This is a genomic window from Paenibacillus septentrionalis (genome assembly GCF_042659865.1).
GTDB classification, from domain to species: Bacteria; Bacillota; Bacilli; order Paenibacillales; family Paenibacillaceae; genus Pristimantibacillus; species Pristimantibacillus septentrionalis.
Genome location: NZ_JBHSTE010000004.1, coordinates 307,337 through 333,170, shown reverse-complemented (window position 1 = coordinate 333,170; position 25,834 = coordinate 307,337). Strand labels below are relative to the sequence as shown.

The 25,834-nt window shown below is 43.7% G+C and carries 26 protein-coding genes and 1 tRNA gene; 10 read left to right on the top strand and 17 right to left on the bottom strand.

The window, feature by feature from the left end; genetic code table 11:
- Positions 1-206 precede the first annotated feature (206 nt).
- The 9 genes from ACFP56_RS13335 to ACFP56_RS13295 form a co-directional block, all read right to left on the bottom strand.
- Positions 207-581: a sensory rhodopsin transducer gene (locus ACFP56_RS13335; RefSeq protein WP_379235247.1), complete on the bottom strand. Its 375-nt coding sequence runs from the start codon at positions 579-581 to the stop codon at positions 207-209.
- A 402-nt stretch (positions 582-983) separates the two neighbouring features.
- Positions 984-1,598 (bottom strand): nucleotidyltransferase domain-containing protein, encoded by a 615-nt coding sequence (locus ACFP56_RS13330; protein WP_379235245.1) that lies wholly within the window; start codon positions 1,596-1,598, stop codon positions 984-986.
- An 816-nt stretch (positions 1,599-2,414) separates the two neighbouring features.
- Positions 2,415-3,269, bottom strand: coding sequence for a sulfurtransferase (locus ACFP56_RS13325; RefSeq protein ID WP_379235901.1), 855 nt, complete (start codon positions 3,267-3,269; stop codon positions 2,415-2,417).
- A gap of 224 nt (positions 3,270-3,493) precedes the next feature.
- A complete protein-coding gene (gene map / locus ACFP56_RS13320; RefSeq protein ID WP_379235243.1) occupies positions 3,494-4,282 on the bottom strand; it encodes a type I methionyl aminopeptidase in 789 nt (262 codons plus the stop codon).
- Positions 4,283-4,406: 124 nt separating this feature from the next.
- Entirely contained in the window at positions 4,407-4,595 is a 189-nt protein-coding gene (locus ACFP56_RS13315) for a hypothetical protein (RefSeq protein WP_379235241.1), read from the bottom strand.
- Between the two features lie 257 nt (positions 4,596-4,852).
- Positions 4,853-4,993 carry a hypothetical protein gene (locus ACFP56_RS13310; protein ID WP_379235239.1) on the bottom strand — a complete coding sequence of 47 codons (141 nt, stop codon included), beginning with the start codon at positions 4,991-4,993 and terminating at the stop codon, positions 4,853-4,855.
- Positions 4,994-5,025: 32 nt separating this feature from the next.
- Positions 5,026-5,421: a PaaI family thioesterase gene (locus ACFP56_RS13305; protein ID WP_379235237.1), complete on the bottom strand. Its 396-nt coding sequence runs from the start codon at positions 5,419-5,421 to the stop codon at positions 5,026-5,028.
- The gene (locus ACFP56_RS13300; RefSeq protein ID WP_379235235.1) at positions 5,414-7,183 is read right to left on the bottom strand and encodes a long-chain-fatty-acid--CoA ligase; all 1,770 of its coding nucleotides are present in this window, start codon (positions 7,181-7,183) and stop codon (positions 5,414-5,416) included. The genes ACFP56_RS13305 and ACFP56_RS13300 overlap by 8 nt, the downstream gene beginning before the upstream one ends.
- 185 nt (positions 7,184-7,368) lie before the next feature.
- Positions 7,369-8,577 (bottom strand): acetyl-CoA C-acyltransferase, encoded by a 1,209-nt coding sequence (locus ACFP56_RS13295; RefSeq protein ID WP_379235233.1) that lies wholly within the window; start codon positions 8,575-8,577, stop codon positions 7,369-7,371.
- A 326-nt stretch (positions 8,578-8,903) separates the two neighbouring features.
- Here ACFP56_RS13295 and ACFP56_RS13290 point away from each other — a divergent pair, with 326 nt between their 5' ends.
- From ACFP56_RS13290 to ACFP56_RS13280, 3 genes are all read left to right on the top strand, one after another.
- Positions 8,904-9,731 carry an electron transfer flavoprotein subunit beta/FixA family protein gene (locus tag ACFP56_RS13290; RefSeq protein ID WP_379235231.1) on the top strand — a complete coding sequence of 276 codons (828 nt, stop codon included), beginning with the start codon at positions 8,904-8,906 and terminating at the stop codon, positions 9,729-9,731.
- Between the two features lies 1 nt (position 9,732).
- Positions 9,733-10,743: an electron transfer flavoprotein subunit alpha/FixB family protein gene (locus ACFP56_RS13285; protein ID WP_379235229.1), complete on the top strand. Its 1,011-nt coding sequence runs from the start codon at positions 9,733-9,735 to the stop codon at positions 10,741-10,743.
- A 76-nt stretch (positions 10,744-10,819) separates the two neighbouring features.
- Positions 10,820-10,896, top strand: a tRNA-Asp gene (locus tag ACFP56_RS13280).
- A 230-nt stretch (positions 10,897-11,126) separates the two neighbouring features.
- On the opposite strand, the gene ACFP56_RS13275 is transcribed toward ACFP56_RS13280, so the two are convergent.
- From ACFP56_RS13275 to ACFP56_RS13250, 6 genes are all read right to left on the bottom strand, one after another.
- Entirely contained in the window at positions 11,127-13,214 is a 2,088-nt protein-coding gene (locus ACFP56_RS13275; RefSeq protein WP_379235227.1) for a methyl-accepting chemotaxis protein, read from the bottom strand.
- Between the two features lie 149 nt (positions 13,215-13,363).
- On the bottom strand, positions 13,364-14,395 hold the full coding sequence (locus ACFP56_RS13270) for a LacI family DNA-binding transcriptional regulator (RefSeq protein ID WP_379235225.1): 1,032 nt from the start codon (positions 14,393-14,395) through the stop codon (positions 13,364-13,366).
- Between the two features lie 85 nt (positions 14,396-14,480).
- Positions 14,481-15,317 carry a carbohydrate ABC transporter permease gene (locus ACFP56_RS13265; protein WP_379235223.1) on the bottom strand — a complete coding sequence of 279 codons (837 nt, stop codon included), beginning with the start codon at positions 15,315-15,317 and terminating at the stop codon, positions 14,481-14,483.
- A complete protein-coding gene (locus ACFP56_RS13260) occupies positions 15,317-16,159 on the bottom strand; it encodes a carbohydrate ABC transporter permease (protein ID WP_379235221.1) in 843 nt (280 codons plus the stop codon). Before ACFP56_RS13260 ends, ACFP56_RS13265 begins: the two co-directional genes overlap by 1 nt.
- A gap of 98 nt (positions 16,160-16,257) precedes the next feature.
- The gene (locus tag ACFP56_RS13255) at positions 16,258-17,619 is read right to left on the bottom strand and encodes an ABC transporter substrate-binding protein (protein WP_379235219.1); all 1,362 of its coding nucleotides are present in this window, start codon (positions 17,617-17,619) and stop codon (positions 16,258-16,260) included.
- A gap of 294 nt (positions 17,620-17,913) precedes the next feature.
- Positions 17,914-18,570, bottom strand: a complete 657-nt coding sequence (locus ACFP56_RS13250) for a histidine kinase (RefSeq protein ID WP_379235217.1) — start codon at positions 18,568-18,570, stop codon at positions 17,914-17,916.
- A 108-nt stretch (positions 18,571-18,678) separates the two neighbouring features.
- Between ACFP56_RS13250 and ACFP56_RS13245 the strand changes: the two genes are divergently transcribed.
- From ACFP56_RS13245 to mnhG, 7 genes are read left to right on the top strand one after another with little or no spacing between them, the layout of a single operon-like run.
- Positions 18,679-21,078 (top strand): Na+/H+ antiporter subunit A, encoded by a 2,400-nt coding sequence (locus tag ACFP56_RS13245; protein WP_379235215.1) that lies wholly within the window; start codon positions 18,679-18,681, stop codon positions 21,076-21,078.
- Between the two features lie 3 nt (positions 21,079-21,081).
- Positions 21,082-21,513 carry a Na(+)/H(+) antiporter subunit B gene (locus ACFP56_RS13240; protein WP_379235213.1) on the top strand — a complete coding sequence of 144 codons (432 nt, stop codon included), beginning with the start codon at positions 21,082-21,084 and terminating at the stop codon, positions 21,511-21,513.
- Complete coding sequence (locus ACFP56_RS13235) at positions 21,513-21,851, top strand: Na(+)/H(+) antiporter subunit C (protein ID WP_379235211.1); 339 nt, start codon at positions 21,513-21,515, stop codon at positions 21,849-21,851. Before ACFP56_RS13240 ends, ACFP56_RS13235 begins: the two co-directional genes overlap by 1 nt.
- Positions 21,844-23,331 carry a Na+/H+ antiporter subunit D gene (locus ACFP56_RS13230; RefSeq protein ID WP_379235209.1) on the top strand — a complete coding sequence of 496 codons (1,488 nt, stop codon included), beginning with the start codon at positions 21,844-21,846 and terminating at the stop codon, positions 23,329-23,331. Before ACFP56_RS13235 ends, ACFP56_RS13230 begins: the two co-directional genes overlap by 8 nt.
- A gap of 30 nt (positions 23,332-23,361) precedes the next feature.
- On the top strand, positions 23,362-23,838 hold the full coding sequence (locus tag ACFP56_RS13225; protein ID WP_379235207.1) for a Na+/H+ antiporter subunit E: 477 nt from the start codon (positions 23,362-23,364) through the stop codon (positions 23,836-23,838).
- A complete protein-coding gene (locus ACFP56_RS13220; protein ID WP_379235205.1) occupies positions 23,838-24,122 on the top strand; it encodes a Na(+)/H(+) antiporter subunit F1 in 285 nt (94 codons plus the stop codon). Before ACFP56_RS13225 ends, ACFP56_RS13220 begins: the two co-directional genes overlap by 1 nt.
- Positions 24,100-24,498 carry a monovalent cation/H(+) antiporter subunit G gene (mnhG, locus tag ACFP56_RS13215; protein WP_379235203.1) on the top strand — a complete coding sequence of 133 codons (399 nt, stop codon included), beginning with the start codon at positions 24,100-24,102 and terminating at the stop codon, positions 24,496-24,498. The genes ACFP56_RS13220 and mnhG overlap by 23 nt, the downstream gene beginning before the upstream one ends.
- A 136-nt stretch (positions 24,499-24,634) precedes the next feature.
- On the opposite strand, the gene ACFP56_RS13210 is transcribed toward mnhG, so the two are convergent.
- Together ACFP56_RS13210 and bshB2 are read right to left on the bottom strand one after the other, a co-directional pair.
- Positions 24,635-25,144 (bottom strand): DUF402 domain-containing protein, encoded by a 510-nt coding sequence (locus tag ACFP56_RS13210; RefSeq protein ID WP_379235200.1) that lies wholly within the window; start codon positions 25,142-25,144, stop codon positions 24,635-24,637.
- Between the two features lie 22 nt (positions 25,145-25,166).
- On the bottom strand, positions 25,167-25,823 hold the full coding sequence (gene bshB2, locus ACFP56_RS13205; RefSeq protein ID WP_379235198.1) for a bacillithiol biosynthesis deacetylase BshB2: 657 nt from the start codon (positions 25,821-25,823) through the stop codon (positions 25,167-25,169).
- Positions 25,824-25,834: the final 11 nt, after the last annotated feature.

Genomic DNA, 25,834 nt, shown 5'->3' with positions numbered 1-25,834 from the left:
CAAAATCACTAGTTATTAGCTTGGCTACCTCGTCTTGTTTTGTAAGGCTGAGGTAGCTTCTTTATAAATGAAAAGATACTAACTGAGATAAACAAAAAAGCACCCACTAAGGTGGGTGCACATTAATTTTCAACCTTTATCATATCTACTTGGACCTTCATACGAAGAGAATATCTCTCTTACTGCAAACAACTTAAACGATTGAGTTACATCGTTATCGGGTATGCCATTGTTGACATTAGCGCATTTTCTGATTGGGTTGAATCCAGTCTGCTGTATTGAACGACCACTGGAATATTGCTTTCGACTTGAATGGCATAAGGTACGCCAACTGGTAAGTATTCTTCATCACGATGCAAGGAAGAAGTTCGAATATGCTTGGTTCTTCTCCCTGGTACCGTATATTGAATATTGCTAATCGGTTCTCGATCTTCAAAATAAATCGTAATGCTAAGCTTTGCTTCCTCTGATGAACAGTTCAGCACACATATCGATTCGTGACTTACTAAATCACCTGAGCTTACTTCAGGTATATACCCATCAGGAATGATCCATTGCTTCTCGCCAAGCGCTTTGCTCATCGAGACACACCTCCACATGTTTAATTTCATACTCTCAAAACGAAATATCACACTGGTGTTCGACATAGCTGTCTCAATACGATTATACTCGATATCCTTTATATTGAAAGCGCATTAATGCAATGTTCAAGATACGATGAACCAGTTAGGCTGGTTTTTTACATATAGAAATTTTTACCAAAAATGCGATAAAAACGGTATCCTTATGATGAATGAAGCTCAGGAACGTCTACCAATTTCTTTCCTTAAATAATTTATGTCTAAATAGTATGAGGTAACTTACTGTATAAACATGAGTGGAAGCGTTAAAATCATTTACATCTTATTCGTTATAACATTGTACAGAGACGCGCATATTAAACCGAGCCCACGTCAAAGTTACTTAAACAACCGAATCCTTTATCATTTATTATTCTCGATATAATCCACCCAAACATGTCCCTCTGGAAATTGTATCTGCATCGAAGCTTTGAGCCACTCTCTTTCTTGTGGCGTTAGTAAGGGAAAAACAGTCAAAAAGTCATTTTGATCCTTTTCTCGGATCTCAGAACTTCCACCTTTGTAAAGAAGTTGTATTTCTGGTCTTAAATACGGAATACCCTCTTTAGTTTTTGCTATTATATCTGTCATTGGTCTGTTGATAGACTTTTCCCTACCGTAAATCCACGAATCATGGTTTGAATCAATTAACATAATTTGAAAGGCCCATGGGGAGTTGCTATTTTTACTGACCCATATGTCATTTGTAGACGAGAGAAACTCTCCTTTTTCCCACAGAGCGAGTTTGCCATTCTCGGCCTTGTACAGTGTCCAATCTTTCGATAGATATTGGAACGCGGTTAATTGCTCCTCGCGTAATATTATGACGTCCACATCACCATGTTTCCTTGACTGCTTGCCAACATATAAATCTAATGCCCAACCTCCTGCAATACACCAAATAACAGGAATCTCTGAAAAAACCGCGCATACTTCAGGCACAGTTATAGGCACCCAATTGTTTATATCTTTTCTCATAATCATCCTTCCCTTTTCGCAGAATTGCACTCAAATAAATATATCAACAAATGAATGAGTTTCCTACGTTTTCCCTAGCTGACATTCGATATTTCTTGTCTGATTGGATGGGAGGACTTTATAATTTCCGTAAATATTTCGTTCGTTGCCGCCTCAGCTTTGGCGTTTCCTAATCCAAACCGATATGCAAAACCATAATAATCACGATTCAACGTATAAATCCTTCGAGCTTTTCGTGATGATCTTCTTGAGTTTGTGTGCCTGAGAGTAGAGGATATTCTAACGCTCATTTATCAGAAAAAACTGGGGCTTATGACAGAACTGTTGCGCCTGCAACTGGCTAAGGTAATGGTAGCGTTCCATAGTAAGACAACCGGAGAAGAAAATCAACCGCCTGGGGACAAGGACGACGGGTAGCCTCCGCAAACGGAAGGTACTTCCGTTGGTCCGCAAGATCAAGGGAAATATGTTGAAGAACTTACGCTTCTTCTTTTGGAACGTAAGGTTTCCGACAACCGCTCCCTTCGGGGCTAGTTCAAGCTTACGCTCAAGAGTGCTGGAACGTATTACTGCGTAAGCTCTTGAAGCGCTCCGTTTTTGACCCTTCCGGGTCGTGGATGGATAATGCTTTTCCCCTTTTGCTGATCGACAACAAACCAAATCTTCGGTTTGCTTGAATATTGGTGCTCCGAACGACTCCCGTTGACAATGCCTTGGGCTGTGGTTGACAGAAAAACCTAAAGAGAGCCGCAACAGGTCACCAACCAGCAACCTGTCACAGCCCTCAAACCCGCGTCCTGCGCGGCCTCGCAGTTCTTACTTTTCTCCCGTCTCCACAGGATTGTCGGGACTTGCGCTCCATTCACTCCAAGAACCAGCATAAAGCTGCACATGCTGATACCCCGCTTCACGCAGTGCAAATACATTAGGCGTCGCGGTTACACCTGAACCGCAGTACACGACGACATTAGCATCACGAGGAATTCCCTTAAACCGCTCTGCTTGCTCTTCAGGCGTTTTCCACGAGCCATCTGCTCGCTTGCCCTCCTGCCAAAAATGGTTGATCGCGGTAGGAATATGTCCAGCTGCACGATCAATTGGCTCATGCTCGCCACGATAACGCGCTCCATCACGAGAATCAATCAGGACAACTCCAGGCTTGCCTACTCTTTCCTTAACCTGTTCCAGTGAGAGCACCATATCATCGTTACGTATAACAGGCATCGGCTCTGCATCTAGCCGTTTTGGTATAGCTGCATCTACTGGAAGCCCCGCTTCCACCCAGCCCTTATAGCCATGCTCAAGCACAGCAACTTCGCCCTTGAATCCGATCCACTCCAATAGCCAGCGTAGGCGTGATGCCATCGCTCCACCTTGATCGTCGTATGCCACAACACTCACGCCATCCCGAATCCCAATAGAAGCTGCAAATGCTGCAAACGTCTCGGGTTCAGGAAGAGGATGTCTTCCACCAACTCCATCAAGCCTCTTCGCACTCGATAAATCATGACTCAAGCTTGCATAATGCGCCCCTGCAATATGCCCTTGTCGATAAGCCAGCTCTCCCGCATCTACATCTGACAAATCATAACGCGTATCGACGATGACGATACTATCAGTCGCTTGCTGCTCAATACGCTGCAATAGCCAATCATTGCTAACAAAATACACCAATGACCTCACTCCTTTTTATATTATATTTAGTTTAATTCATATCCCGTTGCGGGACTAGCATATATTCGTGGTTCTATTCTATGTCATGGTTATACAGGACATGATTGCAATTCCACAATCTTCCCAATCTAAACCCCTATGTAACTGCAAGAAAAGAAGCATCCTGCCCCTCCCCTTCTTGCAGCAGAGCGTCACAGTTGTTTCTCATGGCAATCTTATATTTAGGGCTTCGCTTTGGAGGAACGTTTCGATGGTGCAGCCAGACTAGTCAGCAGCAGCGGTCCTTGCTTCGTGATTGCGATCGTGTGCTCAAACTGTGCCGTTAAAGCATGATCGATCGTTCGCGCGGTCCATCCATCATGCGCAATATACAGCTCCGTTGCACCTGCTGTAACAATCGGTTCAATCGTAATCACCATCCCTTCCTGCAGCTTGATGCCAGTTGTCTGCGATCTTGTATGCAGCACCTGCGGCTCTTCATGAAGCTCCTTGCCGATTCCATGACCTGCAAAGGAAGGTACGACTTTAAATCCATCGGCTTCAACACGACGTTCGATGGCGTATCCGATATCCGACAACTCACTTCCGACATGAGCAGCTTGAATACCTGCGCGAAGAGCTGCTTTTGCCGAGCGGACAAGCTTTCTTGTTTCTGGCTTCACGTCTCCGATCATGTATGTCCATGCTCCATCAGCTTTCCATCCACCGACATCTGCCACGATATCAACCGTAACAATATCTCCATTTTTTAACTCATAGCTGCCTGGAAAGCCGTGACAGGCAACTTCATTAACGGAAACACAGCTTGCAAAAGGATAACCCTTAAATCCTTTCTGTGCCGCAACTGCACCTCGCTTTGCAAGATAAGCTGCAACAAATCGTTCAATATCCATCGTTTTCATTCCTGCGGCGAGCTTTTTCTGCAGCTCTCGATGGCAGGCAGCAATAATTTGACCTGCTCGCTTTATTTTTTTTATTTCATCCGTGCTCTTATAACCGACTGTTTTCATAAGCATCGCCTCCTACATTCCTACTATCAATGTATTCGGCGTTAAATTGTCCACATGCACATAACCGTCAGACAAAGAAAAAGAGCCTATGATGGTTAGCTCATAGGCTCGTAACATACGTGATCTACACCGCAGAGGAGTTAATCCTGCTTAGCTCATCCTCTACCAGAGAGGTTAGTTCATCTTCATAGCCGCCAGTAATACGATACTTGCGCACATAATCCTTAACGAACTTTCTCGGATCCTTAGGTTGGAAAATTCTCGTCAATTCCTTCAAACTTTCCTTGACTTCATTTTGGCTATGTTTGGCCATGAAATCTCCTCCCTTACACATTGGATGGTCATCACATTCGATAACAAAAAGAGTATGCTTTCCGCATTCTCTATGCTGCAATGATGATACTCTACGAAGGCAGATCAATATTTATAAATTTTCTTACTAGTATAACATTTCAGACAACAATATCAAACAACTCAAACATTAGAATATTTTATTTTTATCCTTCACAGCAATCCGCCGAATTCGAACGCTTACTTATCATGAAGGCGAAATAAGTAAATTATGACCTGCTAGTGTTCAGAGTCCGAATCATGTGACTGCGATTGATTAGGCTCTTGTTTTCGATACATACGCAAATATACAACTACTCCAACTACTGCAACGATAATCCCGAAACCTAACAAAACCGCCGCAGCTACGCTATGCCACACTACGAAACCCTCCCTAAACAATGTTAGACCATCTATGACAACAGACGATATGAACCGCTTGCATAAGCAAGCAACTGATCATTTTCGTCGTAGATAGAGGCTGTCATTGTTATAGTACGTTTCGTACGATGCAAAAGTTCCGCTTTACAATAAATTGTACCACTTGAAACATTATGCAAAAAGTGTGTGTTCATCGTTGCAGTGACCGTTCGTACCGTAGGATCAAGCATAACGATTAGCCCCATTGCATTATCAAGCATCGACATGAATACTCCACCGTGAACAATGCCCATCATATTTAAATGATGAGGTTGGATCGCGAGGGATACGACAATTGCGTCCTGTTCGACCGCCTCAAGCTCAAAGCCAACATACCCCCAAAAGGTGGACTGCGCCTGCTTGGCGAGTTCCTCATACGGCTTACTCATTGTTCTGCTCCTCTTCCTCAATCAGCTGGCGCTTCAGTACTTTGCCGACCATCGTTTTGGGAAGCGCATCACGAAATACATAAATATGAGGAACCTTGTAAGCAGCTAGTCTTTCTCTGCACCACTGATTAAGCTGCTGCTCCGAAACCACCACCTGATCCTTCAGTACAATATACGCCTTTACTGTCTCACCACGATATTCATCCTTGACGCCAACAACAGCTGCTTCTGCAATCCCAGGATGCTCAAACAGCACCTCTTCAATTTCTCGAGGATAGATATTGAAGCCTCCTGCTATTATCATGTCCTTAATCCGTTCCTTTATGACAAAATAACCATCCTCATCCATCAAAGCCAAGTCTCCCGTTCGCAACCAATCCTCGTGAAAAACGGCTTCAGTTGCTGCTGGATTGTTCCAATATCCCTTCATTACTTGAGGTCCGCGTATTACAAGCTCTCCGATTTCTCCAGGAGGTAAAAACTGCCCCGTTTCAGTAGAAAGTATCGCGGCCTCGGTATCAGGGAATGGAACGCCAATTGTTCCCATTTTACGGTTTCCCCATATCGGATTAGCATGCGTAACAGGAGAGGCCTCTGTTAACCCATATCCCTCTATAAGCTTTCCATTCGTTATCTTCTCAAACGTTTCTTGAACCTCTAGCGGCAATGCTGCTGAGCCGCTAATACAAATTTCAATGGAAGATAGATCAATTGGCTTTGCCTGCTTGGAGGCCGCTTGGATTAGTGCGATATACATGGTTGGAGCCCCTGGAAATATCGTTGGCTTCAGCTTATCGATCGTGCGAAGTACTTCTTGCACCTCAAATTTGGGCAGCAATACGAGACATCCGCCTGTACAGACGGATAAATTCATTAATACGGTTAATCCAAACACATGGAACAACGGCAATGCAGATAGATACAGCTCTTCTCCCAAACGAATTCGCTCGCACCACTCCAGACTTTGCAGCGTATTGCACACCAGATTGCGGTGAGTAAGCATAACGCCTTTGGGAGTTCCTGTAGTGCCGCCTGTATACTGTAATGCTGCTAATTCTTCATGTCCAGCTAAGGTCGGACGCTCGAAGGATAGTGCCTGACGACTTTGCAAGGCTTTCCATGACACATACCCATCGTGTCCGTAAGGAATTTTCGTCTTAAAGCCGTCCATGCGCTGCTTGATCGGATAGAGCATATTTTTGGGAAAAGGAAGCCCATCCTTAATCGAGGTAATAACGACCGTTCTGAGCTTTGGAACTGGTCCCTCATCGGGGTTCTCCCCTCTCACTCTAGCTATTCTTGGCTGCAGCATATCAAGCGTGATTAGCGCTACCGCACCACTGTCATTAAGCTGATGCTTCAGCTCACGCTCCATGTAAAGCGGATTAGTCTGAACTACGATACCGCCCGCCAGCAGCACGCCATAATAAGAGATGACCGCCTGTGGACAATTAGGAAGCATGATTGCCACTCGATCTCCCTTTTTCACACCTAATCTGCCAAGTCCTCTTGCCAGCAGATCTGCTGCGGTGTATAGCTCCTCGTAGGTCATTGTTTTGCCCATAAACAGTAATGCTGATTTTTTCGGATACTTGGTTACAGCATCGATTAAAAACTGTGCGACGTTAATTTCGGGATATTCTAGTGTATGCCTGACCTTCTCTGGATAATGTCTTAACCAACGCTTTTCTGACAAATCTACAAAATGTTCATTTTCCTGTGGAACTTGCACATCCGATGGTTGCTGATTAGGTGATTCCATACCCAATCTCTCCTTCACACGGTTTAGTGCTCACGTCCGATAACCTTTGCAGCGATTTGTCGATTTCTAATCATCACATATGTGAGTCATGCATCATTAACCTATTAACCTTTCGCAACAGCAGCCTTATTACATAATTTCTATTGTCTTTTTGAACCAGCAAAGAAAATGCAATTGAGTCCCAGTTAGCCAGGATATACCTCAATTAATCCAGCGGCTCCCATCCCACCTCCTACACACATTGATACCACTCCCAAGCCTCCTCCGCGGCGAGCCAGCTCATGTATTAACGTCACAGATAGCTTAGAGCCCGTGCAACCAAGCGGATGGCCTAAAGCGATTGCCCCGCCGTTGACATTGATTCGCTCGATTGGAAGCTTCAGCTCGCGAATGACCGGTATGCATTGTGCTGCAAAGGCTTCATTCAGCTCAAACAAATCAATTTGATCTGTCGTTAAGCCTGCTTTCTTCATTAACAACGGTATCGCTTTTATCGGGCCAATTCCCATCACTTCGGGTGCAACTCCTGCAACGGCGTAATGACGAAATGCAGCTAATGGTTTCAGTCCTAGTGCGTTAGCTTTTGCTCTGCTCATTAGTAACAGCGCAGCTGCTCCATCGCTCATTTGCGACGAGTTGCCTGCGGTAACTGTGCCTTTTGCTGCAAAAGCAGGCTTAAGCTGACTTAACGCTTGAAGCGAGGTTGTGGCGCGAACACCTTCATCCTGTGCGAATTCGAAGCTGCGTTCGATATAATGACCGTGTCGATTGACGATAGGGCGCTTTACGATAAGAGGAACGATCTCCTCTTCTAATACGCCAGAAGCGATGGCCCAGGCAGCCTTTTGATGACTTACGACTGCAAATTGATCCTGCTCTTCTCGCGTCACGTCGTATCGTCTGGCTACGATCTCCGCCGCATGCCCCATCGCCATATATACCTCAGGCATCGCATCGACAAGCTCCGGATGCGGCGATGGTCTCCAGCCCATCATCGGCACATGACTCATGCTCTCCACTCCACCTGCTAGTATGACGCTAGCTTCCCCCAAACGAATACGCTCTGCTGCATACGCGATGGATTGTAGCCCTGAAGCGCAACGGCGATTGATCGTAACCGCGGGAATTGCTGGCGGCAATCCAGCATGTAGCGCAATGACGCGCGCCATGTTCAACCCCTGTTCGCCTTCCGGCATAGCACAGCCGATAATTATATCCTCTATCTCCTCAGCAGGCAGGCTCGGCGCTCGTGCCAGTATGCCTTCGATTACGGCTTTCCCCATATCCTCTGCCCTCACATTTGCCAGACTTCCTATGCCAGCCTTTCCTGCAGCTGTTCGAACTGCAGCTACGATAACCGCATCCTGCGCCCGCTGTGCGAAGACTGCATTCATTACTCCTCCTCCTTTCTTCTGTACTGGACACCTGTGCAGCTATAGCTAAAGCTGTCTGCTGAACATCCATCTACTTGCAATGGCTATAGCAGTACAGCTTGATTATCGAAAGCGTTTCCACAATTTAATAGTTCTCATGCTGGCTGCTTGCTAATTTAGCGTAATGTATATATCGTTTCTGTTGATTAACGTTGACCCTGTTTCCATTTATATGTATATGGAGCAACGATCATGCGTCTGGAATATGCGGTCTAATTCGAATCAAGCTGTCATATGGTAGCACTAGTTAATGCTCGCAACTGTTGTAAGAAAGGAGCCGCTGCATCATGAAGGTCGTTGTATTACTAAAGCAAACATTTGATACAGATGAAAAGGTTGAGATCGTAAATGGCAAAATCAACGAGTATGGCGCAAAGTATGTTATTAATCCCTATGATGAGTATGCATTGGAAGAAGCACTTCGGATAAAGGAGCAGGTTGGTGCAGAGGTTATTGCTTTAACGGTTGGCCCTGAACGTTGCAGCGTCGCGCTTCGCACCGCTCTAGCTCTAGGCGCCGATCAGGCGATTATGATATGCGAATTGGAGGAATCGGATCATAGCCTGCGTACTGCTACGCTCATGGCAGAAGTAATTAGGCCTATGCAGCCCGATCTTATTTTAGCAGGGCTGTTCGCAGTAGACTCAGGCAGCGGCAGCGTTGCGCTACAGTTGGCTCAGCTTCTTGAACTCCCTCACGCAGCAGCAGCGATTCAACTTAAGATCGTAGAAGCAAACGAGCTGGGAGTCGAAATGATGCCTTGGCACGGAAAGGTGGCAAGGGTGACTCGTGATGCTGAAGGAGATGTTGAAACCGTGCTGATTCCCCTGCCTGCTGTCATAACTGCGCAGCAAGGGTTGAATGAGCCCAGATATCCTTCCTTGCCCGGCATTATGAAATCAAAAAAGAAAGCTATTATTGAGCGTTACCCATCAGAGGTGTTAACAGACGAGCAGCGTAAGCAGCTTAACTCCAGCCTTACGCTTCGTGTTTCGATCTCTCCTCCACCAGCTCGACCGACGGGCATTCAATTTACCGGTAGCTCTGAACGACAGGTCAAGCAATTAATCCAATCGCTTCTTGAATCGAATATGATTAGAAAAGGAGAGCGCTAGCATGAGCCACACGATACTTGTCATTGCAGAGCACAATCAATCAGCATTGCGCAGAGTTACGCTGGAAGCACTGCAGGCGGCTATAGACGTCGTTTCAGGCAGTTCTGGCACGGTTCATTGCTTTATTGCCGGCAAGCAGGAGAAAGAGCTTCAAGCTAGTGCTGAGCACCTGCTGAGACACGGTGCTCAGCACTGCTATCTCGCAGTGGATGAGTACCATGATTCGCTGCAAGCACTCACCTCTCTGCCTCCTCTGTTGGTTGTTATTGAAGACTTGAAGCCTGATTTCATAATAGCTGGACATACGGTATATGGTAGAGAGCTGGCTCCTCGCTTAGCAGCCAGGCTAGCTTCTGGGTATATCGCAGATGTCACCGCAATTCGTGTAGAAAATGAGCAGGTTTTATTTACACGTCCGATTTACGCAGGAAAAGCTTTTGAAACTCGGTTGTTTCAAGGCAGTTCTCCGCATATTGTCACATTGCGTCCGAACAACTTCTTGCCTGCTGACGAGAAAAATGGAGAGCTTTTTACAGATCTAAGCGAGGCAATCTCCCTTGCCAACCAACCAGCTGCACCACTTTCAGTCATCGTGGAGAGCGTAGCGAAACGAATTAGTAAAGGAATAGATCTGACAGAAGCTGATATTATTGTAGCTGGCGGTAGAGGGGTTCAAGGAAGTGAAGGATTCAAGCTGCTGCAGGAGCTTGCCGATGAGCTAGGCGGTGCAGTAGGCGCCTCGCGTGGTGCATGCGATGCAGGGTATTGCGACTACAGCATGCAAATTGGTCAAACCGGCAAGGTCGTCACTCCAAAGCTCTACATAGCCTGTGGTATAAGCGGTGCGATTCAGCATGTAGCTGGTATGAGTCAATCGCACACTATTGTCGCAATCAACAAGGATCCTGAGGCTCCTATTTTCTCGATTGCGGATTACGGAATTGTTGGTGACCTGTTCGAAATTGTACCGTTGTTAACAGCAGAGCTTAAAAAACTTCAAGCTAATTGCTAGTTTTATAGAAATTATGCTTGCCAGATTTATATGAATCGTGGTATGATACTTCTTGTCTCTCGAAGACAAGATATTAGGAGCTGTGGTGTAGAGGCCTAACATGCCTGCCTGTCACGCAGGAGACCGCGAGTTCGAATCTCGTCAGCTCCGCCATATCCAAACGCAACGAGCCCTTCATAGGGCTCTTTTTTTTATATTTTCATAGCCTTTAATTATCTTTCACCATATTTATCTTTTACTACATTTATTTTTCATCGCATTTACCTTTCACCGCATAAAAAAGCGCCTGGATGACCCTTTAGACAATTTGCAGATTGCAATTGTTGACTTGGGTATGCACAAGGCGCTTTTTATGTATTACGCGAGACTATCGCATAAGTTGATTAAATTTTAAAGCGAGCAATTCGTTCCATAAGCTCTTGAACCATGACGGACAGCGACTCGGAGGAAGTGGCAACCTCCTGCATCGAAGCAAGCTGCTCTTCTGATGCTGCTGCTACTTCTGCCGCATCATTCATCGTGCTGCTCGCATTGCCGGCGAATTGTTCAACCGTCTCAGAAACCCCAAGGGAGCCTGCATGCAATTGTTCTGCTGCTGCCGATACCTCAGAGATTTGCTCATTTACACGTTGAACCTCAGCATTGATGACGGAGAAGATTTGTCCTACCTCATGAACAGATGTAATGCCGATAGACATTTGCTTCGTACCGTTTTCCATCGCTTGTGAAGCTGTTATTGTGCCTCTGTACACTTCTTCGATCAAAGCAGCGATATTTTCATTCGCTTTCTTCGTTTGGTCAGCTAGATTACGGATTTCAGAAGCTACTACTGCAAAGCCTCTGCCATGCTCTCCTACACGAGATGCCTCGATTGCTGCATTCAGTGCAAGCAGATTGGTCTGCTGACTAATTGTAGCGATCAATTCAGTAATTTGCTTAATTTCATTTGATTTGGCTGCAAGTGCAGTGATTGCATCATTGGAATGTTCCACTGCATGTTGAAGCTCTCCCATTTGTTCAACTGTTTCCTGCATTTTGTTTCGTCCGACAAGCGTATTCTCTTCCGCGATCTGCGATGAAGTTGCTGCAATGCTGGATGATTCGGCAATACGCGCAACACCTGCAGCCATTTCCTTCATTTCAGCGGACGTTGTCAATGCATGTCCATGCTGCGTCTCGGCACCTGTCGCCACTCGATCAATAGCATGAGCAATATTCTCCGAGGCCTTAGCAGTTTGCTGTGAGCTTGCAGACATCTGCTGAGACGTTGCACTCACATTCAAGCTCAGATCTGTTACATGGCGGAACATATCTCGCAGGTGGTCCCCCATTTGATTGAAATGCGTCGCCATTTCACCAAATTCATCCTTAGTGCGGATGTCCAGCTTTTGTGTTAGATCGCCAGAAGCCATATGGCCCAAGCTTTGATTCAGTTTTCTTAGCGGGAACAATACCCAGCGACGAATTAACACGATAATAACCCCGATGAACAAAATTGCTGTAGCAGCTGTAACTGCAATCGAGATCAATCTTGTTCGATTATACTCTGCCGTAATGTAATCAATGGACGTAGCAATTTGGATATACCATGTATCGTCCGTATCAGCAAATGGCAATGGGATTACATGATACATGCGATCTCCGAGTGTTTCCTCGATCATTTCGCCAGCTGCTAGTTTTTCCAAGTTTGTTGTATTGGCTAAAAACTGCTCATCCAGTGCACCTAGCAATTCTGCATCTCGACCATTGGATACATATTTTCCGCCCTGTGACAGCAGTGCGACACTAATATCATCACTAGATGCAGCCGCCGCCATCTCTTGCATCATATTGAGGGACATCATATATCCAATTACTCCAATAAATGATCCATCTCTATCAAAAATCGGAGCATTGATAGAGCTATAAAGCAAAGGATTGGTTTCTGTTCCATAATTAATCGGGTCAAGCCGCGTAAGATTGCCTCGTTCCTTTGTCAGCACATAAAACTGCGCGCTGCTGCCTTCCTCTAGGTTAGCCAAAGTCGATCGTACTGTATTTTTGCCTGACTCAATAATACTGATCGCAAAACGGCCTGGATTTTTGTCGTTGGAGTACATTTGCAAAAATCGATATTCATTGTCCTTACCGTCAAAGCCGTCAGGCTCAAACGCCACATTGACATAAAATATTTGCTCGTCATCTAGCATATGCTTTTCGACAATAGCAATAATATCGTCCCGTGTTGCCTTGCCTGAAATATGTAGCTGACTGATTGTATTAGCTAAAGTTTGCAAAGAGCCTACCTGATTGTTAATCAATGCTTGGAAGTTGGACGTATACTTATTACCGATTTCTCTTGCTTGTAGACTTGCCTTTTCATGACTGACTGAACCCAGCTGCATTAAATTGATTCCCATTAGAACTATGCTAGCGATAATAAATATCGAAGCGAGTGAAATAATGAGCTTTTGGGATAACTTGAGTTTCACCTAGATGCGCTCCTTTTACTTTTTGTTCTAAAACATTCGCCTAAATTATATCGACAGTTTGTTTCAAAATTGTTAGAAAAACAAAAAAGATACAATTTTATAAATAAAATTGTATCTTTTCAGGAGAAATTGTCGATTGAATTCGCTCTTTATTTCATCGTCCCTGTTGATGCTCGTTCGATCAACTCGGCAGGAAATTTCTTTTGGACATGCGTAGTTTTTTTATGAATGAGATCAAATAAAATTCTAATTGCCTCTTCCGCGATCTCCGATATTGGCTGCTTAATGGTTGTAATAGATGGATGATAATAATACGCCATATCGAGTCCGTCGAAGCCTGCAACTGAGCAATGATCTGGTATCATTCTTCCAGCTTCCAACAACGCTTTGCTTGCTCCAATTGCCATTGAATCTGATATAGCAAATATAGCAGTAAATTCTACACCCTCATCGATCATTTCCTTTGTCACGGCATAGCCGTTTTCCATGGAATAGCTCTCCAGATGCTCTTTCATCGGTCGAATCAGCTGCTCATCCAAAGCAATGCCATGATCCTCAAGCGCTTGCTTGTACCCTAAATACCGCAACTGACCAATGCTTCGATCACGCATCGATGCAGATATGATGGCAATTCGTTTATGACCAAGCTTGCATAAATAATCGACCATCTTATAGCTTTCGGCGTAGTCATCAATAGAGACGTAGGAATAATTATAATTATCAAACTCGGAAGAGAGCCCCACCGTACATAGAACATAAGGCACCATTAATTGCTCAAGTTTTTCCTTTGAGTGAGATAAATAGCCGCCGAGAAAGATAATGCCCTTCAGCTTTTTTTCCTTCACAAGCTCGTTTGCCACATCGATCTCATCCTGATGCTCATCGACACGATGCAAAATAAAGGAGTACTTCTTTTTTTGAATTCCTTTTTCGAATAAATCGATCATTTTAATAAAAAATGGATTGTTCATCCCTTTAATCAATACGGCAATCGTTTTCGAGTCTGTCCGTTTCAAATTGCGCGCGCTGTTGTTAGGAACATAGTTGTTCTCCTTTACAACCTTCATAATCATCGCTTTCGTTTCTTCACTAATGTCAGGATGATTATTAATGGCACGTGATACGGTAGTGACACCTACGCCACAAATTTTGGCAATATCAATAATAGTAAGAGAAGCCATTTTCATTCTTCCTTCTACGCTTTTTTCAATGTAATGCTGTGATTACATTGATTGTCATTACTACTTATTCGCCAAATATTGAGCTTTATCCTTTTACCGCACCTGCTACAACACCTTCGATAATGTATTTCTGACAGAATAGATAGAAGATAACGATCGGTATAATTGCAAGCACGAGCATGGCCATCATTGCTCCCATATCAATTGAACCGTAACCGCCCTTCAAATACTGCACGGCAATCGGAATCGTTTGATATTCTGTTCCAATAACGAGATAAGGCAATAGATAGTCATTCCAAACCCACATGACATTAAGAATGGCGACCGTTATTGCGATTGGCTTCAAGATTGGCAGTATGACTCTGAAAAACATCTCGATAGGACCGCCGCCATCAATCATAACCGCTTCCTCAATTTCAAGCGGAATGGATTTGACAAAGCCGCTAAACAAAAACACAGATAGACCTGAACCAAAGCCGAGATAAATGATTAAAATCCCGATCGGATTATCGAGTCCAAGCACGTTTGCTGTCTGTGTCATTGTAAACATAACCATTTGGAAAGGTACAACCATTGAAAAGACAAACATATAGAACAGCCCACTGGACCAAGCCGTCTTAACTCGAGTCAAATACCAGCCGGTCATCGAAGTGAAAAATACGATGGCTGCCACTGAAAATACAGTAATAAACAAGGACATGCCAAAAGCCGAGAAAAACCCAATTTTCTGAATGCCGCTTGTGTAATTTTCTAATCCAACAAACGTGTCGCTGTTCGGAAATGTGAACGGCGCATCACTGATAAAAAACTTCCCTTTAAAAGAGTTCATCAAGACAATCAATATTGGAGAAAGAAAGGCAGCTGCCAGTACTAAAAGGATTAGAAATAGAATTGGTCTACTTTTTTGAGTATCATCCACCATTAGTTTTCAATCTCCCTTCTTCTAGTAATAGCAAGCTGTACGACAACAATTAAAGCAACCATAACAAAGAACATAACCGCTTTCGCTTGACCTACCCCTTCAAACCCTGCCTTGCTATAGAACGTATTGAAAATATCAAGTGCAAGCATCGCTGTCTGTCTGGACGGCGCACCAGCTGTAAGCGCAAGGTTTTGGTCAAACAGTTTAAATGAATTTGAAATGGATAAGAACAAACAGATTGTAATGGACGGCATCACAAGCGGCAAAATAATTTTGCGAAGGATTGTTCCATTGGTCGCGCCATCAATTTTAGCAGCCTCAAGCTGTTCTTTCGGCACATTCTGAATACCAGCAATATAAATAATCATCATATAACCAATTAGTTGCCAGTTCATTAGAATAACTAGTCCCCAAAACCCGTAGTTTGCGTTGGAGGTTAATGTTACATCGAACTGATAAAGCACACCATTAATGATTAACTGCCAAATATAACCTAGCACGATACCGCCGATAAGATTCGGCATGAAGAAAACCGTACGGAATACATTTTTTCCAAGCACCTTTTTCGTTAATAAAAGCGCCAAAAGAAATGCAAATACATTGATAAGCACAACTGACACAATTGTAAATTTCGCAGTAAACCACAACGCGTTCAAGAAATCACGATCTTGAAACGCTTTTAAATAATTGCCTAGGCCAATCCATCTTGCATCTGTTACGGTTGTAAATTCAGTAAACGATAAATATACACCTAGAACAAATGGCACGACGAAAGCTACTGCAAATGCAATTAATGTCGGCAATGCAAAGAGGGCAAAATACTTTTTTATCATCTTCTGCATAGCTTTCTTTGTCTCCTATTCTGCTTTAGCATTGTAACGGCATATGTCACTACACGACTTGCCGTGTAGTGACATATGCTCAATTACGCGCCTTCTGACTATTTAGCTCTTTCTTTTTTCCAGGACTCAACAACGACCGCCGAAACTTCTTCCCAAGTTTTTGTACCTTGAGCATATTCAAGCAATGCGTCACCAAAATCATTTTTGAAATCTTCACTCGGGAATGCTGCAAATGTCCACGCTACTGCAATCGTATCTTTGTTCATCCAGTTCAGCACCTCAGCTGCAAGTGGATCTGCTGGCTTTTCATCCTCTGTAAAGGTGTTGAACGGAGCGATGAAGCCTAAATCATTGTTAACGTAAGCCTTTCCTTTTTCGCTGCTGAACAGCCACTCAAGGAATGCAATAGATGCTTGCTGCTTAGCTTCAGAAGCTTTGCTGTTAATGGCAAGATAGTTTTCTGTACCAATTGCCAATCCTTGAGTTTCCTCACCAGGAACGCCTGTATAGATTGGAAGGAAACGAATATCTTCTTGCTTCACTACGTTGCCGCCTACTTCATTAATTTGGCTCCATGCCCAGTTTCCGTTCTGAACCATTGCCGCTTGTCCAAGGGCAAACTCAGCCATAGAGTCTGCTACCGATTTGGAACCAAGTAGCGTTGGCTTAACTGTTGAGTTGTTGATGTATAAATCGAAAATGTTTTTGAAGTTGTTGCCATACGTAAACTGAATCTCATCTGCTTCCAGACCAGCTAGTACCGTGCTGTCATATCCTTGAATATCATTGAATTCGTAGAAAAGTGGAAGGTTCGCAAGATGTGTTTGCCATCTCCATTGCTCGCCAGCACCAAGAGAAGTTGAAGCAAATACTCCTTTAATGCCAAGCGCTTCGGCATTTGCTTGCATATCCTCAACAACCAATTTAAGCGTATCGAAGTTGTTGACTTCTTCCATCGAGCTTACGCCAGTTGCCTTGTTAGGTAATGCAAAATATTTCTCCATAATGGCATTGTTGTATATAATGCCGTATCCCTCTACTACGTAAGGAATACCGTAAACGCCTTCACCATCTGTAACTGCAAGACTTGGGTCTGACAAGTAGCTGTAAAGCTTTGTATCCTTTAAATCAAGTGTATAGTCTTTCCAAGCGTTGTAACCAATCGGACCATTGATTTGGAAAATAGTTGGCGGGTCAGACTTCGCAATTTCTGATTTCAAACGCGTTTCATACGTACCAGCAGCAGCTGTTACAACCTTGACCTTCACACCAGTTTCTGCTTCATAATCTTTAGCGATTTGCTCATATACTGACGCAATCTCGGGTTTAAAGTTCAGAAAGTAGATCGACTCCCCGCCTCCTGAAGCACCACTTCCGCCATTGTTGTTGTTGCCGCAAGCTGCAAGAAATACTAATGACGTCAAAAGCAGCAGGCTTAATACTCTGTTTAGCTTCTTCATTCTAAAATCCCCCTCTAAAATGAAACACCGTTTTAATTTTGAAAACGTTAACGGAAAGGTTTTCGGAAACGATACCGAAAACGATTTCAATTGAAATACTATCACACGTTTAGTAGGATGACAATGTCTTTTTTTTGAAATTCAACAAAGCTTAATGCTATTAAGTGCTTTTCATTGCCCACTGCACTTAGAGAATAGAATTTCCATGACATCTGCTTCCTATTCAAAAAAATGAAACGAAAAAAAGCCGCAAACGTATAAGGATACGATGCGACTTTTTACTGGATTATTCAGTTATACATTTACACGTTTATTGATATCTTTTACATAGTCGTCTTTTATTCTAACTTCGATCATTTCGTCGTCCTTTAAGAACTTAAACAGACCATTGTTGAAGTCGGTCCCCACTTCTTTATAAAAGATGCCCTCATAAATGGCATGCTGCGTATGATTGAAGCATAATTTATAGATTTCATCCTCTTTTGTCAGATAAGCACGAATTCCTTTTTCATAAAATTGATCTGACGGTTTAGCCAGCTCACGTGAAACAGAAATAATGTGAAGATCAACAAACGGAATTTCATTTAGCAATACGTTAACGAAGGAGCCCTTTGTAATTTCTTCCCAACGATTTTGCGCTGTCTGCCCAAGAATAACCTGAGTGATTTTTTTCTCATTTGCTACTTCTGCAATGACCTTTGCAACTGGACGTCTTTCATTATATTTGATCATAAACTCTGCACCCTGCTCATGAGAAAGCTTTTTCCATGCAGCAATATAATGAATTTTTTCGATGTCCCATTCATCCTCGGGCTGAGAATCAACCGTAAGCACATATAGTGGACATTCTAACATGGACGCTAGCTTACCGCCTCTTCGTATAAGTCGTTCGCCGTTTGGCCCATAATACACACAGACCAGAATGCATTCATTCACACCTGTAGTCGTCATGATTAATTGTTCACCTCAACTTAATATTAGCTTTAGCCTACATAACTGGGGTGCTCTTGTCAATGAAGTGTTGTATAATAATTAGAAATTAATGAAGGAGGAAGTTATTTGTCGACATTACATCTAGCGATTTTACTGCCCTTTGTGTTTGTAGTGATAATTCCATTATTATACAAATACACTCGTGCCATACATACTGGATGGATAGCATTGCTTGTACCCGTTACACTTTTTGTATACTTCATACAATTCTTCTCCATTAACAAGCCCATTGAACCGATTACTGTATCTGTTCCTTGGATTCCATCAATCGGCATAAACTTTTCACTTTATTTAGATAGTCTTTCTCTGCTATTTGCTCTGCTTATTACAGGGATCGGTTCATTAGTCGTGTTATACTCGATCTTCTATCTATCCAAGGATCGCGAGCGACTTAATCTGTTCTATGCGTATCTTATGCTGTTTATGGGTGCAATGCTTGGATCGGTACTAGCTGACAATTTACTTGTTCTGTACAGCTTCTGGGAGCTGACCAGCGTATCATCGTTCCTGCTTATTGCCTATTGGTATCAGCGTAAAAGATCACGTTATGGCGCTCAAAAGTCCATGTACATTACGATGACCGGCGGTTTTTCTATGCTGCTGGGTTTCATCATCCTCTATGTTGCCTCCGGCACATTGAGCATTCGTGAAATTATTGCGATGGGAGATGTTGTATCCTCGCATCCGCTATTCATCCCAGCAATGTTTTTTATCCTGCTAGGAGCTTTTACGAAATCAGCTCAGTTTCCGTTCCATATTTGGCTGCCTGATGCGATGGAAGCGCCGACACCAATTAGTGCTTATTTGCATTCAGCGACAATGGTAAAGGCAGGCGTTTATCTAGTTGCCCGTCTAACGCCAATTTTCGGTGCACAGCTTGAATGGTCATGGACAATTATTATTGTCGGTATTGTGACGCTCTTCATGGGCTCATTTAATGCCCTTAAGCAATACGACTTAAAAGCGCTGCTCGCCTTCTCTACGATCAGCCAGCTCGGATTGATAATGAGCTTGCTCGGAATCGGGTCCTTGGCGTTAAATCCAAATTATGCGCCATACAGCGAATACTTTATTGGAGCGCTAGTCGCTGGTATTCTTCACCTGATTAATCACTCTGTATTTAAGGGAAGCTTGTTTATGATGGTTGGTATTCTTGACCACGAAACAGGTACGCGTGACATTCGTAAGCTTGGCGGCATTATGCATTTGATGCCGATTTCATTTACATTAACGATGATTGGCGCATTCTCTATGGCTGGATTGCCACCTTTTGGAGGCTTTATCAGTAAAGAGATGTTCTTTACAGGCGTACTCGACCTTGCATCGCATTCAAACGGTTGGGCGGTCATTATTCCGATCGTTGCGTGGATAGCTAGTATTTTCACCTTTATCTACTGTATGATACTTATTTTCAAATCGTTCACGGGCACGTATCATGCCGATCTTTTGGAACGGACACCGCATGAGCCGCCGTTTGGCATGCTGGCATCACCAGCCATATTGGCCATACTCGCAATTGCACTGTTCTTCTTCCCAGGCTTGGTCGATACTTCGATTCTTGAACCAACTGTTAAAGGCATGGCGCCTAGTGCACAGTTGTTCATTGATGAACCAAACTGGCATGTTCATATATCTGCATGGCATGGTCCAACCCTTGAATTGTTTATGACGATCGCTCTTATTCTGATCGGTGTATTCTTATACTTGAAAATCGAAAAATGGAAAGGGCCTCTCTTCGAGTTATTGCCAAAACGTTTGAATCTATTCACCTTGTACGACAAAGCGCTCGTAGGAATGGAAAAAGCTTCAACCAAAATTACAAAAACGTATATGACTGGCTCGACTACTCATTACTTGGCTTATATTTTCACTTTTTTCATTCTAGTTGTGTTGATTACATTGTTTGGAACAGGCTCATTTATTTTTGATACGTCTCAAGATTCACCGCTTGAATGGTATGAGCTGATGCTAGGTATTGCAACTGTCATAGCTGCTGTATTCGTTCTGTTCTCTACTTCGCGTCTATTGTCGATTATAAGTGTCGGGGTTATCGGATTTACAGTTTCGCTATTCTTTGTCATATTCCGTGCACCAGATCTGGCTTTAACACAGCTTGTCGTTGAGACGATCTCTACCGCCCTATTCCTGCTGTGCTTCTACTTCTTGCCGAAGATGAAAGCAAGCGTTGAATCAATTAAGTTCAAGCTAACGAACGCGATTATCTCGATCTGTGTAGGGGTAACCTTAACGTTAATGGGCTTGACAGCATACGGCTATCGAGTGTTCGATCCAATTGCCGAATACTTTAGCAATTCCTATAAGCTGGCTGGAGCTAACAATATCGTAAACTCGATTCTGGTTGATTTCCGCGCTTTCGATACCATGCTGGAAATTGTCGTCCTCTTCTCAGCTGGCGTTGGAATCTATACGTTTATTAAGCTACGCTATGCAGGAAGGAATGAATAGACTATGAATTTGAAGTTCACTGATGTTTACTTGCAAACCGCAACGAAAATTTTAGTTTTTATTATCATGACCTTCTCTATATACGTGTTATTTGCAGGACATCATAATCCGGGCGGGGGCTTTATCGGAGGCTTGATTACTGCCTCTGCTCTTGTTCTGCTATACGTCGCGTTTGATTTGCAAACGGTACGCGAGGTCATCCCTGTCGATTTCAAGAAGCTGGCTGCTGCTGGCGTGCTTATTGCGGTGCTTACAGGTGTTGGTTCGCTCGTGTTAGGCGTGCCTTTTCTATCGCAAACCTTTAATTACTTTGACCTGCCGTTTCTAGGTAAGACGGAGCTCGCTACTGCATTGATTTTCGACCTGGGGGTCTATATGTGTGTAGTCGGCACAACGCTAACGATTATTACGAGCATAAGTGAGGATGACATCTAATGGAAACGTTTATGATCATTATTTCTGGCATCCTATATACGATTGCCACCTATCTCATTCTAAACAAAAACTTTCTGCGCATCGTTTTAGGCGTAACGTTATTCAGTCACGCTACTCATATTATGCTTATTTCTATTAATGGACTAAAGCGCGGCGCAGCGCCATTGCTTGGCGAAAATGCCGAAGCCTATACTGATCCGATACCTCAGGCATTGATCCTGACCTCGATCGTAATCAGCTTTGCCCTTACAGCACTCCTGCTTGTGCTTGGCTATCGTACGTATATTGAGCTAGGAACTGACAACATGAAAAAATTGAGAGGAGAGTCGCATGAGTAATTTACTAATTTATCCCATCATCATTCCATTGCTTGCAGCTATGGTACTCGTTTTTTTTCGCGATCGTATCAAGCTCCAGCAATGGATTAGCGCACTTAGCCTTCTCGCAACCATTGGCATCTCAATCTATATCATTCACTATGTGTCTACCGAGCAGATTCTTGTTCTGGAATTAGGCGGGTGGGCTGCTCCTTACGGTATCGTCCTCGTGGGAGATATGCTTGCCGTTATTCTCACTGCCGTTGCCAGCTTCGTTACATTGATGTGCTTGCTGTACGGTTTTCAATCCATTGAAACGGGACATAAAAAGCACTTTATCTATCCGATGATTCTCATATTGCTGTCCGGAGTGAATGGCAGCTTTTTAACTGGCGATATATTCAATCTATTTGTATGCTTTGAGGTTATGCTTATCGCATCTTATGTACTTATTGCTCTTGGCGGCAAAAAGATCCAGCTTCGCGAATCGATTAAATATGTATTAATTAACGTCATTGCCTCTACCTTGTTCGTTATCGCGACTGCTTATTTGTACGCCGCAACTGGCACGCTTAACTTGGCACATTTGTCTGAGCGTATTGCCGAAACCGGACAAGACGGCCTGTTAACTGCGATCAGCTTTATTTACTTGACTGTATTCGGCTTAAAATCAGGCCTTCTGCTGTTTTTCTGGCTGCCTGGCTCTTACAGTGCCCCTCCTCCGCCAATTGCTGCTTTATTCGCAGCCCTGCTGACCAAGGTTGGCGTATATACTGTATTGCGTACCTTTACGCTGCTTTTTTACCACAAACCAGAAATTACACACACCATTATTCTGTGGATGGCAGCCATTACAATGATTCTCGGTGCACTTGGGGCTGTATCACATTGGGAAATTAAAAAAATACTGTCCTACAACGTTATTATCTCTGTTGGCTTCATTCTGTTCGGTGTGGCAGTTGGAACAGAGCAGGCGTTAAGCGGTTCATTCTTCTATCTTATCCATGACATGCTGTCCAAAGCGTTAATCTTTATTACCGGTGGTGCGATTATCAATATATTCGGTACAGATAAGCTGAAGGAATTTAGCGGCTTAATATTATTCCGACCGTTGCTTGGCTGGCTGTTCTTTATCGGTGTTCTTGCACTTGCAGGCGTACCGCCGCTTAGTGGATTCGTTGGCAAGGTTATGATCCTTCAAGGAGCGCTGTCTGCAGGCGAGCTGGCTGTTTCGATTATCGGCTTAGTGACGAGCTTAATGGTTCTCTACTCTGTGCTTAAAATTTTCATTCACAGCTTCTGGGGAGAAACCTTAATGAGTGAAGGCCAGGAATATTCCACAGGCAAGCACGCCTTGCTTCCAGGGACCATTCTAGTTGTCTGCATAGCGGCAATGGGTCTTGGCGCTGAGTGGGTTAATACATACGTTGCTCAAGCAACCGAGGTCATGGTCAATCCGAACCTATATATCGAGGCTGTTTTCAAGCAAATTAGCCCTTGATTCAACCTAAGCAAAAGGGATGTGTAATCTATGACAACGCAGATTTTGATTAACCTATTAATCGCGATCACTTGGATGCTGCTAAATGAGGAATGGGATGTTGTAAGCTTTGGCGCAGGCTATTTTATCGGCTTTGCGATTATTGCCTCTATGAGACGATTTTTCCCGGTTCCATTCTACGGAAGAAAGATGATAGCTGTTATCAAGCTATTTCTGCTTTTCGTAGTGGAGCTATTCAAATCAAGTGTCGTTGTATTGAAAGAAGTGATCCGACCAACATTAAAAATAAAACCGGGTATTTTTCGTTCTGAAACGATTCTCGATTCAGATTTCGAAATTACACTTCTTGTGACACTGCTAACACTTACGCCTGGCTCTGTCGTCATGGAAATTGATCCAAAAGCGAAAGTAATGTTTATCCACGCGATGGATGTAGATGACTTTCACAACAATATTCAGCGAACAAAGAGCAGATTTGAAAAAGCAATAATTGAGGTGATGAGATAATGCTTGATAAAGTTATGCTGTTCGCCATGTTCTTACTAACGGTCTCACTTCTGCTTACATTGTATCGAATTATAAAAGGTCCAACCGTGCATGATCGCATCCTGGCGCTGGATTCTATAGGCTATATCGTAATTGGTATTGTAGCAGTTCTATCCATACAGCTTGATTCTCATGCATATTTGGAGACGATATTGCTGATCGGAATCCTTGCTTTCCTAAGCACAATCGCCTTGAGCCGTTATATGGAAAGGGGTGTTGTCATTGGACGGAAGCGCAATGATTGAGTGGATTGTTATCATTCTTGTATTGATTGGAACCTCTATGAGTTTACTAAGCTCTTTTGGCATGCTGCGCCTTCCCGATGTATACAATCGTGCCCACGCCACAACCAAAAGCGCGACGCTAGGTATTCTATCGATTTTGCTAGGAGCCTTCATTTATTTCTTATTCACACATGGCGTATCCAGCATTCGATTGCTGCTCGGTATTGTCTTCGTGTTCTTTACAGCTCCAGTTGCAGGTCATCTAATTATTCGCTCCGCTCATCGCTATGGCTCGCCGCTTTCGCCAATTAGCGTTCAGGATGATCTTCAGAAGCTGCTAGATGAGCAGGCTATTGAGGATGATGAGAAGGTTCGACCGATTGAAGCAGAAAGCTAAGTGCCTCGCAACATATTTCGCTGTTATATAGAGCAGCAAAAAAGTGACTCCGTTGTGGAGTCACTTTTTTCTAATTTTACGGAAGTATAATGACAATTGATGATAATCCTTTTTATGAAAAGGAGTAATAGGTCAACTATAAAAACCGCTGAAGCAATGGATAGTCGATCTCGCCATTGAAAGGAAATTGATCCATTGCAATCTGCTGCTGAAGCTGTTCAAGAGCAAGCTCGGCGCGTGCGATCAAATCAGCTGGGTAATTAAGCTCCTTCTGATGTGCGATGAATTCATCCCGGTCAACAACCTTCCAATCTTCATCAGGTTCCTTAAGGACATCAAGATCGAGATCCAGAAATGACAGCGTGTCATCTTTTAGCTCGACGGGCATTGCGATATTGCAATAGTACATCAATCGTTCAGCGGTATGAAAAGTAACCGCGCAGGTGTACCACTCGTTGAAAAAGAAAATTTCAATTGACGGGTACGGCATCTTGAATGCTTCCCCCTTCGTATGGTGGGTCAAAGCCCTACCTGCGCGGCATAGCACCATTACATAATGCTCATTTTGATCAATAACTTCTGCGGGCCACTCATAATGGAGACGCCCTCCGTACTTATATGCTTGAATCGTAATCGGTCTATTCATCCTCTGCTCCTTGTCCATTGAATCACTTGAACGGATAGCTCCAAAAACGCTCCTTGCCGAAACGTTCTTTCACCTCATCAGAATGGATATCCTGATTGCCAAACATTTCACTTATCTGGAATTGAGTTGAATGGGCAGCGATTGAGTTCCTTTTCTGAATAAGATAATCGATTATGTCGATCACGACATCTGGCTCGCCGTTGTCCTGCACCATGTTGTGAGAAAAGCCGACGCACCAGGTTGCCGGGCGCTCTTCCTGCGGCACCTCTTGTAAAATTCTGATGACCGATGCTCCAGTCGCATCATGGTCTGGATGCACACTGTATCCAGGGAAGAATGTGATTACAAGCGTCGGCTTTATCTCCTCGTAAATGCTTCGAATTGCGGCATCCACTACTTCATTAGGCTCAAATTCAACCGTTTTGTCCATAAAACCAAGCATTCTTAAATCTTGAATGCCAATCGCTGCGCACGAAGCAATAAGCTCCTGCTTGCGGATTTCTGGAAGCGACACTCGACTTGCAATTGGAGGATTGCCAAGCGCACGCCCCATTTCACCAAGCGTCAGACATGCATAAGTTACCTCTGCGCCTTCCGCAATAAATTTTGCAAGTGTACCAGACATTCCAAACGCTTCATCATCAGGATGCGGAAGCACAACAAGAATTCTTTCAGACATTGGGCACCCCT

What these genes read in the sequence shown, in the direction of transcription:
- ACFP56_RS13335 (WP_379235247.1), bottom strand. Translation starts at nt 581, where the DNA reads ATGAGCAAAGCGCTTGGCGAGAAGCAATGGATCATTCCTGATGGGTAT.
- ACFP56_RS13330 (WP_379235245.1), bottom strand. Translation starts at nt 1,598, where the DNA reads ATGAGAAAAGATATAAACAATTGGGTGCCTATAACTGTGCCTGAAGTA.
- map (WP_379235243.1), bottom strand. Translation starts at nt 4,282, where the DNA reads ATGAAAACAGTCGGTTATAAGAGCACGGATGAAATAAAAAAAATAAAG.
- ACFP56_RS13315 (WP_379235241.1), bottom strand. Translation starts at nt 4,595, where the DNA reads ATGGCCAAACATAGCCAAAATGAAGTCAAGGAAAGTTTGAAGGAATTG.
- ACFP56_RS13305 (WP_379235237.1), bottom strand. Translation starts at nt 5,421, where the DNA reads ATGAGTAAGCCGTATGAGGAACTCGCCAAGCAGGCGCAGTCCACCTTT.
- ACFP56_RS13300 (WP_379235235.1), bottom strand. Translation starts at nt 7,183, where the DNA reads ATGGAATCACCTAATCAGCAACCATCGGATGTGCAAGTTCCACAGGAA.
- ACFP56_RS13295 (WP_379235233.1), bottom strand. Translation starts at nt 8,577, where the DNA reads ATGAATGCAGTCTTCGCACAGCGGGCGCAGGATGCGGTTATCGTAGCT.
- ACFP56_RS13290 (WP_379235231.1), top strand. Translation starts at nt 8,904, where the DNA reads ATGAAGGTCGTTGTATTACTAAAGCAAACATTTGATACAGATGAAAAG.
- ACFP56_RS13285 (WP_379235229.1), top strand. Translation starts at nt 9,733, where the DNA reads ATGAGCCACACGATACTTGTCATTGCAGAGCACAATCAATCAGCATTG.
- ACFP56_RS13270 (WP_379235225.1), bottom strand. Translation starts at nt 14,395, where the DNA reads ATGGCTTCTCTTACTATTATTGATATTGCCAAAATTTGTGGCGTAGGT.
- ACFP56_RS13265 (WP_379235223.1), bottom strand. Translation starts at nt 15,317, where the DNA reads ATGGTGGATGATACTCAAAAAAGTAGACCAATTCTATTTCTAATCCTT.
- ACFP56_RS13260 (WP_379235221.1), bottom strand. Translation starts at nt 16,159, where the DNA reads ATGCAGAAGATGATAAAAAAGTATTTTGCCCTCTTTGCATTGCCGACA.
- ACFP56_RS13255 (WP_379235219.1), bottom strand. Translation starts at nt 17,619, where the DNA reads ATGAAGAAGCTAAACAGAGTATTAAGCCTGCTGCTTTTGACGTCATTA.
- ACFP56_RS13250 (WP_379235217.1), bottom strand. Translation starts at nt 18,570, where the DNA reads ATGACGACTACAGGTGTGAATGAATGCATTCTGGTCTGTGTGTATTAT.
- ACFP56_RS13240 (WP_379235213.1), top strand. Translation starts at nt 21,082, where the DNA reads ATGAATTTGAAGTTCACTGATGTTTACTTGCAAACCGCAACGAAAATT.
- ACFP56_RS13235 (WP_379235211.1), top strand. Translation starts at nt 21,513, where the DNA reads ATGGAAACGTTTATGATCATTATTTCTGGCATCCTATATACGATTGCC.
- ACFP56_RS13230 (WP_379235209.1), top strand. Translation starts at nt 21,844, where the DNA reads ATGAGTAATTTACTAATTTATCCCATCATCATTCCATTGCTTGCAGCT.
- ACFP56_RS13225 (WP_379235207.1), top strand. Translation starts at nt 23,362, where the DNA reads ATGACAACGCAGATTTTGATTAACCTATTAATCGCGATCACTTGGATG.
- ACFP56_RS13220 (WP_379235205.1), top strand. Translation starts at nt 23,838, where the DNA reads ATGCTTGATAAAGTTATGCTGTTCGCCATGTTCTTACTAACGGTCTCA.
- ACFP56_RS13210 (WP_379235200.1), bottom strand. Translation starts at nt 25,144, where the DNA reads ATGAATAGACCGATTACGATTCAAGCATATAAGTACGGAGGGCGTCTC.
- bshB2 (WP_379235198.1), bottom strand. Translation starts at nt 25,823, where the DNA reads ATGTCTGAAAGAATTCTTGTTGTGCTTCCGCATCCTGATGATGAAGCG.